The organism is Arthrobacter agilis, from assembly GCF_006494655.1.
Lineage (GTDB): Bacteria > Actinomycetota > Actinomycetes > Actinomycetales > Micrococcaceae > Arthrobacter_D > Arthrobacter_D agilis.
Window position 1 is genome coordinate 129326 of record NZ_VHIM01000007.1, and the last position, 11689, is coordinate 141014.

Sequence of the window (11689 nt, forward strand, 5' to 3'; positions counted from 1 at the left end):
GAAACTGGGTTCATGACCCCATCGCTTTCCGCCCAGTGGCGTGACCTCGATGCATCGCTCGAGCGGGCAGGTTTCTATCCCCGTCTCGTGGCCGATGTCGTCCACGATGCGCTGGACGGCCGTGAGCCGCTGTCCCACGTGGCCCACCTCGAGACGCATTTCGAGCGCACCGAGGTGCACCGCCACATCACGGTCCTGGTGCTGACCGAGGACATGCTCGTCATCACCCACGTGGACGACCAGCAGCTCGATGACGCCGGGGAGCAGGTGATGGCGCAGGTCTCCACCGAGTCCGTGCCCGTCAGCCAGATCCGGTCGGTGGTCCTCAGCTACCTGTACGCGCAACCCCAGGACTACAGGCCGAGCGACCAGGTCCGCGAAATGACGCTCGCCATCGCCTGGTCGGGCGGGCAGCGCCTCGACATCGGGCCGGCGAGCTGCGGGGATCCGCAGTGCGACGCCGACCACGGCCTCACCGGGACCGTGGCGCAGGAGGACATCGTCCTCCGCGTCAGTGCCGAGGCCGACGGCGCCCAGGCGGTCCAGAATGCGAAGTCGTTCGCGCGCGCCCTGCGCAAGGTCAACACGGCGAGTCCCGTGTCCGGCGGCTTCGTCGCGGCGCCGGACGTTCCGCCGCGTCGCCAGCCCGGCTTCGGCGGACGGTTCAACCGGGCCCACCACCAGCGGTAGCGGCCCGATGCCCTTCGATCACCGGGAGCCCCTGCCGGCCCCACCCGCCTACGGGCTGTCCACCGTGGCCGAGGTGCTGACGAGCGCCGCAGGCGCCCTCGGCATCGAGGGCTTCACGAACACGCTGTCGCTCCCCGCCGCGCGCAGGGTGGCGGTGGTCATGGTGGACGGTCTCGGGCTGACGCTGCTCAGGAAGTTCGCTGCCCACGCACCCTTCCTCCGCGAGAACCTCGACTCCGCGCGCACGCTCTCCTCGGCGTTCCCCTCCACCACGGCGGCGTCCCTCGCGAGTCTGGGAACGGGCCTGCCCCCGGGCCAGCACGGCATGGTCGGCTACGACGTCCTTGACCCGGCGCAGGACCGCGTGGTGAACATGCTCGGAGGCTGGGATCCCGGCGTCGACCCGCTCACGTGGCAGCCGTACGAGACCGTGTTCGAACGAGCGGCCGCGCACGTGCCCGTCGTGACCGTGAGCCAGCCCCGGTTCGCCGATTCCCCGATGACCCGCGCCGCACTCCGCGGCGGGACGTTCGTCGGCGCCAACACCATCCAGGCGCGCGTCGACGCCGCGGCGGGGCAGCTCGCGGGCGCGTCGAGGATGCTCATGTACTTCTACGTCAACGATCTCGACAAGGCCGGTCACCGGTACGGCGTGGACTCGGCCGAGTGGCTCAGGGCCCTCGAGGACCTCGATGCCGCGCTGAAGCTGCTCGCACGCCGGGTTCCGTCCGACACGCTCCTGGTGGTGACCGCGGACCACGGGATGGTGGACGTCCCGGCGACCCAGCGCATCGACTACTCTCTCCGCCCCGATCTGATCGACGGGGTGGCCCACACGGCCGGCGAACCGCGCATGCTGCACCTCTACCTCGAGCAGGGGCTCACGGCTTCCGAGCGCGACGCCGTGGCGCTGCGCTGGCACGAGGCCTTCGGTACCCGGGCCTGGATCCTCACGCGAGAGGAGGCCGTGGAGCACGGCTACTTCGGCTCGGTGCGGGACGAAGTGCGGCCGCGCATCGGCGACCTGCTCGTGCTCGCCCGCGAGGGCGTCGCCCTCATCGACGGACGGCGGGCGCAGCCGTCCGCCTTTGCGATGGTGGGACAGCACGGTTCGCTGACACGCGCCGAGCGTGACATCCCCCTGCTGATCCTGCCGACGCCTGCCGCAGCTGTCCGCACCAGGAACGGGAAGGGGCCCCGGCGTGGCTGAGCTGCTGTTCTTCTCCGGGACCATGGACTGCGGCAAGTCCACGCTCGCGCTGCAGATGGATCACAACCACAAGGCCCGCGGGCGCCGGGGGCTGCTGTTCAGTTCGCACGACCGCGCGGGTGAATCAATGATCTCCAGCCGCCTGGGCCTGCAGGTACCGGCCGTGGAGGTCCTGCCGGACACCGATTTCTGGGCCGAGATGACGGTCCGCCAGACCATGGGGGCGAGGATCGACTACGTCATCTGTGACGAGGCCCAGTTCTACACCGAGCCCCAGATCGACCAGCTGGCCCGCGTGGTCGACGAGATGGACATCGACGTGTTCAGTTTCGGCATCACGTCGGACTTCCGCACCCGGCTCTTCCCCGGTTCCCGACGGCTCATCGAACTGGCTGATCGGGTGCAGGTGCTGCAGGTGGAGGCGCTGTGCTGGTGTGGCAAGCGCGCCACACACAATGCGCGGACGGTCGACGGGGTGATGGTGGTCGAGGGGGACCAGATGATGGTGGGCGACGTCGATCAGCAGGCGGATGCCGTGATCGGACCGATCCCGGGGGACACGTCGGGCGACCCCTCCGCGGATCCCGTCATCGGCTACGAAACACTGTGCCGCCGCCACCACATGCGGCGGCAGACCTCGCGTACGTCGCCGTCGCTCCACGCCCACCAGATGCCCCTGCCGTTCGACCAGCGGCAGGGATCGGCAGCGGCGCCTGCACGCGGCTGATCCGGCACCGAACGATCCGGCACCGACCGGAGACAGTCGGCCCGGGGATCGACAGCGGGACCTGTGAACAGCGCCTGGCGGCGTCAGGCGCCGCGGGCTCGCAGCGCGAGGTGGCTAGTCGCCTTTCCGACCGAAGACGATGTCGTCCCAGCTGGGAACGCTGGATCGCTTCGGTTTGGCCTTCCGGTCCGGCGCGGCGTCGCCGTCCTGCTGCCCGGCATCGGCGGAAGGTCGGCCCGCGTCCCGCTTCCCCGGACCCGAGCCGGCAGCCCTGGCCGGCGCAGCCGGGGGCTGCCGCTTGCGGGACGGCTGGGCGAAGATGCTGATCTCGCGCGTTTCCGTGCTGACATCGTGCAGTCGGGGTGTGCCGTCGTCGTGGTGGGTCGACGCGGCAGGCTGATCGGCGCTGCTGTCCTCGCTGCGATCCTGGCCGGCACGGTCGGCACTGCCGTCGTTGCGGTCTTCCAGGGACTGCTGGTCGCCGGTCGCGTCTGCCGGTTCCTCCGCGAGGTTCCGAGGGGCGAGTGACAGACCCGGTATCGCATCGCCCTGTTCGCGGTTCTCCGCGTCGTCGGCATCCCCGCGCGGGTGTGCCGCCGGGATGGCGCCGCGGGTCAGGAGTTCGGCAAGAGCGTCGTCGCCGTCCTCGTCCGCCCCGAGCCGCTGCCCGCGGCGGGAGCGGAGCACCTCCAGGAGGCCGTCATGATCGTCCTCGCCAGCGGGTCCGGAATCCCCGGTGCCCACGGTCCCGGAGTCCTGCTGTGCGTCCGACTCCGCCTCGAAGTCGAAGACGCGATCGGCGACCGCACTCAGGCGTCGGGAGGGCAGGGGGCCGTCGAGCGGCTCGAGTTCGCTGAGGACCTGCGCCCAGCGGTTGCCGTTGGCGACGGTCTTGCGCGTGGGGTTGTAGGTCCAGCGGGCCGGGGGCTGCTCGCCGAGGTCGACGGCGAAGTCCTCGGGCAGGTCGAAGGAGGCCTCCACGTGCCACGAGCCGTCCTGCAGGCGCCAGGAATCCCATTCGAGCGACGCCGGATCGATCCCGTAGCTGCGGACACGGTAGGCCACCATGTCGCCGAGCGTGGCGGGGTCGTCGCCGAAAGCCGAGCGGTACCCGTCGTGGCTCGGGAGCGGAGTGGCCACTTCCACCCGCTGCGCGAGGTAGGCGAGGTAGTCGCGCTCCGCCCGTACGGGCCCCTCGTACCGCCGTACGTGTGCGAGGTCCTGGTCAGATTCCGCGGCGACCTGCTCCGCTGTGGCTCCGGCCCGGATGCGGGCCTGGATGTCCCGCGGCGTGAGGTGCACGGCTGCTTTCGCCGGTTTCGGGCGGTCGGCGGGAATCGGCGGAACCTCCCGAGCGGCCTTCGCCGCCGGCTCCGATGCGGACTCCGCGGCTGGACCTGGCCCGCGTCGGGCACTCGCGGCGCGCAGCGCATCGTCGATGGGCAGCCGGTAGGACGTGTCCTGCTCGCCACCCAACAGCAGATGTTCGCCATCCTCATGGACACCCATCAGGCGTAACTCCTGCATCAGTTCCTCCAGCCGACAATAATTCCTAGGTGAAACTCTGCCATTGAACGACGGCCTTTCCTACTCCACAGCAGGGCGTTTCGGCAGGTGCTTCGACAGCGGGCACAAATCAGGAGCTCGCAGCGTTATGCGAGCCGTGGGGTTGATCCCCGGCAGATCGGGACACGAGGGAGCGGAAGAGAACGGGTATGGCGACAGATTACGACGTGCCGAGCGCGGATGCGCGGGCCACTCCGGCAGCCGACCGGGAGGCAATCGCGGACGGGAGCCTTCGCACCGACCCATCGACGGGTCAGGTCCAGCAGACGGGGCGCGACGCCGACGGTGCGGCCGCCCTCGGCGGTCATCCGTCCCTGTCGGCGACAGCCCTCCTCGACCAGGCTGAGCTCGAAGCGGCGGACTCCTTCGACCTTCCCGGCGCCGATCTCTCCAGCGAGGAGATCGCCGTCCAGATCCTCGCCGCGCAGGCCGACGAGTTCACCTGCGCGTCCTGTTTCCTGGTGCGCCATCGCTCACAGATAGCCGTCGACCGCGACGGTCGGCTGTACTGCACCGACTGCGAGGGCTGACCGGCCGGCGAAGGCCCGCCGGGTCAGCGCGTGAGGGCCTCGACCAGCCGCTCGGGTGTGCGGGAGGAGACGAGCCAGTACGGCGTGCGGTCCTCGGGGTCCGTGAGCTCGATCCGGACGACCGGGGAGATCCAGCCGCGGATGCAGAGGTAGGCGAGGCCGTGCAGGCCGGGGCCACGCTGGTGCGTGGCGTCGTCGCCCGTGTACCAGCCGACGTCCCCGAGGTAGGACCGCTCGATGGTGGCACGACCGACCGTCAGGGTCGTGTCCGTCACGACGATCCGCGGCGTGGACAGGATGAGCAGGGTGCCGACGATGATGGCGACCACGACGGCGACGGTGTAGCCCACGACCATCGAGATGGGCGCGAACATCACGATCGTCGCCGCGGAGAACCCTGCCGCGATCAGCCAGATCCAGAAGGACGGCCACAGGCGCTCCTCGTAGGACACGGTCTGGTCGGGTGAGTTCTGGGGAGCTTCCTCTGGCACGCTGGACATGACACCAGCATTCCATCATTTGCCGGACGCCCCATCCCAGCCCTGCCGTCCACCCGCGCGCCTCCCGGGTGGACGCCCGGTGGAGTGTCAGGTAGGCCCGGGGCAAAGGCGCTAAAGTGGGGTGCTGGTCACCCGAGGTGCTTGTTCCGACGGTGCGGTCACGGGTACATCAAGGGGTGCGTCGATGAATACAGAGCGGGATCTGCCGGTCCAGATCGTCATGCTCGACGCCGGGCTGGAACCCCCTGCCTACGCCACCGACGGCGATGCGGGTGCCGACCTGAGGAGCGCCGTCGAGGTGGTCCTCGAGCCGGGCGAGCGATTCCTGGTTCCCACGGGGGTCGCGCTGGCGCTGCCTCCCGGGCACGTCGGACTCGTGCATCCGCGGAGCGGCCTGGCGGTGCGCCACGGCGTCACGGTGGTCAATGCCCCGGGAACCATCGACGCCGGCTACCGAGGCGAGATCAAGGTCTGCCTCCTCAACACGGACCGCAGCGAGTCCGTGCGGATCGCGCGCGGAGACCGCATCGCGCAGCTGGTCGTCCAACGCGTGGAGCACGCGGTCTTCACGGTGGTGGATCAGCTTCCCGCCAGCCCGCGCGGCTCGGGCGGCTTCGGATCGACCGGCGGCTTCGGCAGTGTCGAGGCCGTGCCCGTCGCGGGTGCGCCCCCGGCCGGCTGATCCCGGACCGCCTCCCCACCATCCTTCAACGAACTCGATCACGTCCCCAGGGAAAGGAACCCTCCTCATGGCTTTTGGGCGCCTCAGGAAGAAGAAGCAGGACGACGCCGACGGCGCGCCCGAGCAGGAGGCGGAACTGGCCACGCCTGCGGGGGAGACGGTTCCGGCCACCGCCGACGGCGGGTCAGCTCCGGTCGACAGCGACTCGGCTCCCGCTGCGGTTGACGGCGACCCGGCTCCCGCTCCGGCCGACGGTGACTCGGCTCCCGCGGCCGACGCAGTACCGGCGGATTCGCCGCCCGTTCCTGCCGGCCACGTGTCCAGCAAGGACTACGACCGCACGGCGCTCGGTCCCTTCGACGAATCCGAACAGGACACGGGGAGCGGCTACATCGACCTCGGTGCCCTGCGGATCAACGCCGCCGAAGGGCTGCAGCTGAGGCTCGAGGTCGAGGAACGCAGCAAGCGCGTCATCGCGGTGACGCTCGACCTCGCGGGGTCCACGCTCCAGCTCCAGGCGTTCGCCGCGCCGAAGACGGAGGGTCTGTGGGACGAGATCCGCGAACAGATCGGTGTCTCCGTGGGCTCCCAGGGCGGCACGGTCGAGGAACGACCCGGCCGGCTCGGCACGGAACTCCTGGCCAAGCTCCCTGCGCAGACCCCGGATGGACAGCCCGGCTTCCGCGTTGCGCGGTTCGTCGGGATCAACGGTCCCCGCTGGTTCCTCCGTGGTGTGTTCGGCGGACCCGCAGCCTTCCAGCCGGCCGCCGCCGCGTCCGTCGAGGCGCTCTTCCGCAGCGTCGTCGTGGTCCGCGGCGATCATCCGCTGCCCCCGCGCGAACTCCTGCAGCTGAAGCTCCCGAAGGACGCCGGAGGGCCTGCCCCGGCAGCACCCACGGCTGAGCCGGCCCGCCCGGACCTCAATCCGCTGGAGCGCGGTCCGGAGATCACCGAGACCCGCTGACGCCCGTGCCGTCCCGGCTGCACCGTCCCGAAACCGAAGCCTCCGTGGCTCCGGGGGATGGCCTGACGGCGGGAACGCACGGCAGCGTGCGGGCGCCGTCGGCATCGCCGTCGGAACTCCCCGTGCGGGGCCGGGTCACGGCTCGGGGAACCATCGAGCGGATCACCATCGCGCCGGCCGCGGCGACGCCGTCGTTCAGTGCCCTGGCGCGTCTCGACCGGAACGCGGGGCACGAAGGCGTGCACCTGGTCTGGATGGGCCAGCGCAGGGTGCCGGGCGTCGAGGCCGGGGTGGAGCTCCGCTTCGAGGGGATGGTGAGCCGGGTCGGTGGGACGCCGACCGTCTACAATCCCCGCTACGAGATCATCGGGCGCCCGGACGAGCAGTGATCACCGGGGACGACCGGCAACGAGCAGTGACGACCAGGGACGACCAGTGGGGACGACGGAGGAGTGCAGAGACGTGGCGAGAGAGACGACGCCCGGCGGGAGCCCGATGGGTGGCCACCCGAGTGACCCGAGTCAGCCGAGTGACCCGGTGAGTGACCCCGGGGACGACGCGGGCGATCGTGCCGGGGGTGACGCTGTGACAGCGGACAGCAGGACGCGCGCTGACCGGCAGGCTGCGCCGACCGGCGCCGATCTCGCCGCGCAGTACGCCGCGACGTCCGGGGTGCGCCGGAGCGAGGACGGTCAGATCGACGTGCTCTCCTCGATCGGTGGGGTCCAGGGCCTGGCCGAGAGTATCGCTCCGGGGCTCGTGTTCACGGTGCTGTTCACCTTCACGCGGGACCTCACGCTCTCGCTGGTCGCTGCGCTGGCCGTCTCCGCGGTCTTCACTGTCATCCGGCTGGTCTCCCGCACGCCGGTGACGCAGGCACTCGCCGGCCTGGTCGGCGTCGCGTTCTGCGCCTTCGTGGCGCTGCGGACGGGCAACGCCGAGGATTTCTTCCTGCCGGGGTTCTTCATCAACGGCGCCTACATCGTCGCGATGGCGGTATCCGTCGTCGTCCGCTGGCCCTTCGCGGGGCTGCTCTTCGGATTCATCCGCAACGAGGGGATCGAGTGGCGGCGGCAGGCGGTCCGCGTCAGGGCCTACTCGCTGGCGACGTGGATCATCGTGGCAGTCCTCGCGCTGCGGCTCGTGGTGCAGGTGCCCCTCTACCTCGCGGAGAACGTCGCGGCGCTCGGTTCCACCCGCGTGGCCATGGGGCTGCCGCTCTACGCCCTCGGACTCTGGCTGGCCTGGGTCATCTCCCGGCCTCCTGCTGCTCCGGGCGGCGCCGCATCAACGGAGGGCTCGCGTCCCGACGACCGCTCAGGAGCCGGCACCGACGGGTAGCGGGCAGGCCCGCCGCGGAGTGCGGCCGCGTCGTCACTCCTCCGCGTCGTCCTGCTGCCCGCGCGCGGACAGAGCCGCCCGCAGCTCGTCCTCGGCCGCGATGGCGGCCAGGAAGAACATCTCGTCGCCACCCTCGACGACGTCGTCGGGGCTCGGGGTGATGGGGGAGTCGTCGCGCAGCACCGCGACCACGGCGCAGTCCTCCGGCAGGTGGATCGAGCTGATCGTGCCGCCGACGAGGGGGGAATCCTGCGGCACCGTGAACTCGACGATCGAGGACACCCCGGTCTGCAGGGTCAGCAGGCGGACCAGATCGCCGATCTCCACGGCTTCCTCCACGAGCGCCGTCATGAGGCGCGGCGTGTTCACGGCGACATCGACCCCCCACGAGTCGTCGAACATCCAGTCGTTCTTCGGGTTGTTCACGCGGCCCACCGTACGGCCCACCCCGAACTCGCTCTTGGCGAGGAGCGAGACGACGAGGTTCACCTTGTCGTCCCCGGTGGCCGAGACCACGACGTCGGCCTCCTCCAGTCGCGCGTCCTTGAGGGTGGTCAGCTCACAGGCGTCCCCGATGAGCCACTTCGCGCCCTTGAGGCCGCTGCGCCCGATCACTTCGGGCTTCTCGTCGATGAGCAGGATCTCGTGCTTGTTGCCGAGGAGCTCCCGTGCGATCGAGGAACCCACGCTCCCTGCGCCTGCGATGACGACCCTCACTGTGCCTCCTCCTTCGGTGCTGCCGCGAGGATGCGGCCTATCTCGTCCGTCGCCGTGGTCTTCATCATGGCGTGCAGGGTGTCTCCCTGCTGATAGCTCGTTTCCGCGGTCGGCAGGATCCCCTCGCCGAAGCGGGTGAGGTAGGCGATCCTGACGCCGCTGGCCGCCTCGATGCTCTTCAGGGACTTCCCGAGCCAGGAGTCGCTGAGAGCGAGCTCCGCGAGGATCAACCGCCCCGACGTCTCCCTGAAGTCGCCGTTGATGGTCTGCTCGGGCAGGATCCGCCGGAGGACCTGGTCCGCGCTCCAGCGCACGGCCGCCACCGTGGGGATACCGAGGCGCTGATAGATCTCGGCGCGTCCCGGATCGTAGATGCGGGCGACGACGTGCGGGACGTGGAAGGTCTCCCTCGCCACGCGCGTGGCGAGGATGTTCGAGTTGTCACCACTGGACACGGCGGCGAACGCGTATGCCGTATCGATCTCGGCGTATTTGAGGGTCTCCCGGTCGAACCCCACTCCCGTGACCTTCCGTCCACCGAAGGACGAGCGGAGGCGGCGGAACGCGCGGTCGTCCTGATCGATGATGGCCACCGAGTGCCCGGACTCGTCGAGGGTGTGCGCCAGGCTGACGCCCACCCTGCCGCATCCCATGATCACAAAATGAGCCACCGGGGGCACCTCTGATTCCTGGTCGATTCTTCACGAGGATCCCGCCGTGCGGTGCCGGACCAGCACCCAGCCTAGTGGCTGGCCGTCCGCACGGACGCGCTAGTCTGTGGGCTGTGCTGACTTTTCTCGAGGCCGTCAAGCGGGTGCTGGTGGGCAAGCCGTTCGCCAGCGACAGGCTGAGGAACCGAAGCCTCCCCAAGCGCCTCGCCTTGCCCGTCTTCTCCGCGAGTGCGCTCTCCTCCGTGGCCTACGCCCCCGACGAGATCCTGCTGACGCTCGCCCTCGCCGGGGTGGCCTCGGTCGCCATCTCACCCTGGGTGGGGTTGGCCGTGATCGCGGTGCTGCTCGTCGTGGTGGCGTCGTCCCGCCAGGCCGTGCATGCCTACCCGTCGGGCGGAGGAGATTATGAGATCGCCAAGCGGAACATCGGTCCGCGCGCCGGCACCACCGTGGCCTCCGCCCTGATGATCGATTACCTGCTCACCGTCGCGGTGTCCGTCTCGGCAGCCGCGCAGTACCTCGTCTCCCTTGCGCCCGGACTGGAGGGCGCCCGCGTCACGCTCGCCGTCGTCGGCGTCGCCGTGCTCGTGCTGCTGAACCTGCGGGGTGTCACGCGGGGAGTGCGGGCCAGGGCCGTGGTGACCTACGCCTTCCTGGCCGGCATAGCCGCCCTGTGCGTGACGGGTCTCGTCCAGGCGCTCTCGGGAACGCTGGCCGACGCGCCGAGTTCACGCTTCGAGATCGTGCCCGACGCCGCGCTGGACACCGGGCTCGTGGGGCTCGCGGGCGCGCTCCTGATCCTGCGCGCGTTCTCGGCCGGCGCCGCCGCGCTGACCGGCCTCGAAGGTCCGGGGTCCAACGTCCCCCGCTTCGAGGCCCCGCAGAGCCGGAACGCGGCGACCACGCTTTTGATCCTGGGGCTCGTCTCCTCGGCCATGCTCGCGGGAGTCATCTACCTCGCGAACGCCACCCGGGTGCATGTGGTCCAGAATCCGTCGGCACAACTGCTGCTGGACGGGCAGCCGGTACCGGACGACTACATCCAGGCGCCGGTCGTGAGCCAGCTCGCGCGGACCATCTTCGATTCTGGGTCTCCCGCCTTCTACCTGGTGGTGGCCGCGACGGCGCTCATGCTGATGCTCGCGGGGCATGCAGCGTTCAACGCGTTCCCCGTGCTGGCCTCGATCCTCGCGACCGACGGCTACCTGCCACGCCAACTGCGCACCCGGGGGGACCGGCTGACCTTCAGCAACGGCATCCTGGCGCTCGGGATCGGAGCAGCGGTGCTCATCCTCGTGTTCCGGGCGGACGTCACGGCGCTCGTGCAGCTCTACATCGTGGGAGTGTTCGTCTCGTTCACGGGCGGGCAGCTCGGCCTCATCCGGCACTGGAACAGGACGCTGCGCAGCACCGTGGGCAAGCAGGAGCGCTGGCGCATCCACAAGTCGCGCGCGATCAACACGCTGGGCTTCGGCCTGACCGCTGCCGTGCTCGTAGTGATCCTGGTCACCAAGTTCGAGTACGGTGCGTGGATCGCGGTGCTCGCCATGGCCATCCTGTTCGCGGTGATGCGCAGCATCAAGAAGCACTACGACACCGTCGCCGCGGAGCTGGCGATCGACGACGCCGTGAAGCTGCGCGCCCTGCCCTCGCGCGTGCACGCCGTCATCCTCGTCTCGCACCTGCGCAAGCCCGTCCTGCGGGCGCTCGCGTTCGCCAGGGCATCGCGGCCCTCCCGGCTGGACGCCATTACCGTCGACGTCGACCCCGAGCAGACCCGGCGCACTCTCGCCGACTGGGAGAAGTACGAGATCCCGGTACCCATCACGGTCCTCGCCTCGCCCTACCGCGACACCATCACGCCGATCCTCGACTACATCAAGACCATGCGCCGGGATTCGCCGCGCGACCTGATCGTGGTCTACATCCCCGAGTACGTGGTGGGAAAGTGGTGGGAGCAGCTGGTGCACAACCAGACCGCGCTGCGCATCAAGACCCGGCTGCACTTCGTGCCGGGCGTGATGGTGGCCAGTGTCCCGTGGCAGCTCGCATCCTCCGACGCGGCACAGATCTACCAGGACCTCAAGTAGG

Annotated in this window: 13 protein-coding genes; 9 read left to right on the plus strand and 4 right to left on the minus strand. The window is 70.0% G+C overall.

The window, feature by feature from the left end; all coding sequences use genetic code 11:
* Positions 1–12: 12 nt before the first annotated feature.
* From FJV46_RS11965 to FJV46_RS11975, 3 genes are read left to right on the plus strand one after another with little or no spacing between them, the layout of a single operon-like run.
* A complete protein-coding gene (locus tag FJV46_RS11965; protein WP_087026161.1) occupies positions 13–690 on the plus strand; it encodes a DUF5998 family protein in 678 nt (225 codons plus the stop codon).
* Positions 691–697: 7 nt separating this feature from the next.
* On the plus strand, positions 698–1900 hold the full coding sequence (locus FJV46_RS11970; RefSeq protein WP_087026164.1) for an alkaline phosphatase family protein: 1203 nt from the start codon (positions 698–700) through the stop codon (positions 1898–1900).
* Positions 1893–2627, plus strand: coding sequence for a thymidine kinase (locus tag FJV46_RS11975; protein ID WP_087026166.1), 735 nt, complete (start codon positions 1893–1895; stop codon positions 2625–2627). The genes FJV46_RS11970 and FJV46_RS11975 overlap by 8 nt, the downstream gene beginning before the upstream one ends.
* A gap of 114 nt (positions 2628–2741) precedes the next feature.
* On the opposite strand, the gene sepH is transcribed toward FJV46_RS11975, so the two are convergent.
* Positions 2742–4154: a septation protein SepH gene (gene sepH, locus FJV46_RS11980; protein WP_087026169.1), complete on the minus strand. Its 1413-nt coding sequence runs from the start codon at positions 4152–4154 to the stop codon at positions 2742–2744.
* 188 nt (positions 4155–4342) lie between these two features.
* Between sepH and FJV46_RS11985 the strand changes: the two genes are divergently transcribed.
* Positions 4343–4723 carry a DUF4193 family protein gene (locus FJV46_RS11985; RefSeq protein WP_087026172.1) on the plus strand — a complete coding sequence of 127 codons (381 nt, stop codon included), beginning with the start codon at positions 4343–4345 and terminating at the stop codon, positions 4721–4723.
* A 23-nt stretch (positions 4724–4746) separates the two neighbouring features.
* Here FJV46_RS11985 and FJV46_RS11990 read toward each other — a convergent pair whose 3' ends face one another.
* Positions 4747–5223, minus strand: a complete 477-nt coding sequence (locus FJV46_RS11990) for a DUF3093 domain-containing protein (protein WP_087026175.1) — start codon at positions 5221–5223, stop codon at positions 4747–4749.
* A gap of 184 nt (positions 5224–5407) precedes the next feature.
* Between FJV46_RS11990 and dut the strand changes: the two genes are divergently transcribed.
* The 4 genes from dut to FJV46_RS12010 all read left to right on the plus strand — a co-directional run bounded on the left by dut (position 5408) and on the right by FJV46_RS12010 (position 8210).
* A complete protein-coding gene (dut, locus tag FJV46_RS11995; protein ID WP_087026178.1) occupies positions 5408–5905 on the plus strand; it encodes a dUTP diphosphatase in 498 nt (165 codons plus the stop codon).
* Positions 5906–5972: 67 nt separating this feature from the next.
* Complete coding sequence (locus FJV46_RS12000; RefSeq protein ID WP_087026180.1) at positions 5973–6869, plus strand: DUF3710 domain-containing protein; 897 nt, start codon at positions 5973–5975, stop codon at positions 6867–6869.
* 44 nt (positions 6870–6913) lie between these two features.
* On the plus strand, positions 6914–7258 hold the full coding sequence (locus FJV46_RS12005; protein ID WP_232008630.1) for a single stranded DNA-binding domain-containing protein: 345 nt from the start codon (positions 6914–6916) through the stop codon (positions 7256–7258).
* Positions 7259–7364: 106 nt separating this feature from the next.
* On the plus strand, positions 7365–8210 hold the full coding sequence (locus FJV46_RS12010) for a DUF3159 domain-containing protein (RefSeq protein ID WP_087026182.1): 846 nt from the start codon (positions 7365–7367) through the stop codon (positions 8208–8210).
* 33 nt (positions 8211–8243) lie between these two features.
* Here the strand turns inward: FJV46_RS12010 and FJV46_RS12015 are convergent, their stop codons facing one another.
* Together FJV46_RS12015 and FJV46_RS12020 are read right to left on the minus strand one after the other, a co-directional pair.
* The gene (locus FJV46_RS12015) at positions 8244–8927 is read right to left on the minus strand and encodes a potassium channel family protein (RefSeq protein WP_087026185.1); all 684 of its coding nucleotides are present in this window, start codon (positions 8925–8927) and stop codon (positions 8244–8246) included.
* Positions 8924–9598: a potassium channel family protein gene (locus FJV46_RS12020; RefSeq protein WP_087026383.1), complete on the minus strand. Its 675-nt coding sequence runs from the start codon at positions 9596–9598 to the stop codon at positions 8924–8926. Before FJV46_RS12020 ends, FJV46_RS12015 begins: the two co-directional genes overlap by 4 nt.
* 113 nt (positions 9599–9711) lie before the next feature.
* Here FJV46_RS12020 and FJV46_RS12025 point away from each other — a divergent pair, with 113 nt between their 5' ends.
* Positions 9712–11688: an APC family permease gene (locus FJV46_RS12025; RefSeq protein WP_087026188.1), complete on the plus strand. Its 1977-nt coding sequence runs from the start codon at positions 9712–9714 to the stop codon at positions 11686–11688.
* Position 11689: the final 1 nt, after the last annotated feature.

What these genes read in the sequence shown, in the direction of transcription:
- FJV46_RS11965 (WP_087026161.1), top strand. Translation starts at nt 13, where the DNA reads ATGACCCCATCGCTTTCCGCCCAGTGGCGTGACCTCGATGCATCGCTC.
- FJV46_RS11970 (WP_087026164.1), top strand. Translation starts at nt 698, where the DNA reads ATGCCCTTCGATCACCGGGAGCCCCTGCCGGCCCCACCCGCCTACGGG.
- sepH (WP_087026169.1), bottom strand. Translation starts at nt 4,154, where the DNA reads ATGCAGGAGTTACGCCTGATGGGTGTCCATGAGGATGGCGAACATCTG.
- FJV46_RS11985 (WP_087026172.1), top strand. Translation starts at nt 4,343, where the DNA reads ATGGCGACAGATTACGACGTGCCGAGCGCGGATGCGCGGGCCACTCCG.
- FJV46_RS11990 (WP_087026175.1), bottom strand. Translation starts at nt 5,223, where the DNA reads ATGTCCAGCGTGCCAGAGGAAGCTCCCCAGAACTCACCCGACCAGACC.
- dut (WP_087026178.1), top strand. Translation starts at nt 5,408, where the DNA reads ATGAATACAGAGCGGGATCTGCCGGTCCAGATCGTCATGCTCGACGCC.
- FJV46_RS12000 (WP_087026180.1), top strand. Translation starts at nt 5,973, where the DNA reads ATGGCTTTTGGGCGCCTCAGGAAGAAGAAGCAGGACGACGCCGACGGC.
- FJV46_RS12010 (WP_087026182.1), top strand. Translation starts at nt 7,365, where the DNA reads ATGGGTGGCCACCCGAGTGACCCGAGTCAGCCGAGTGACCCGGTGAGT.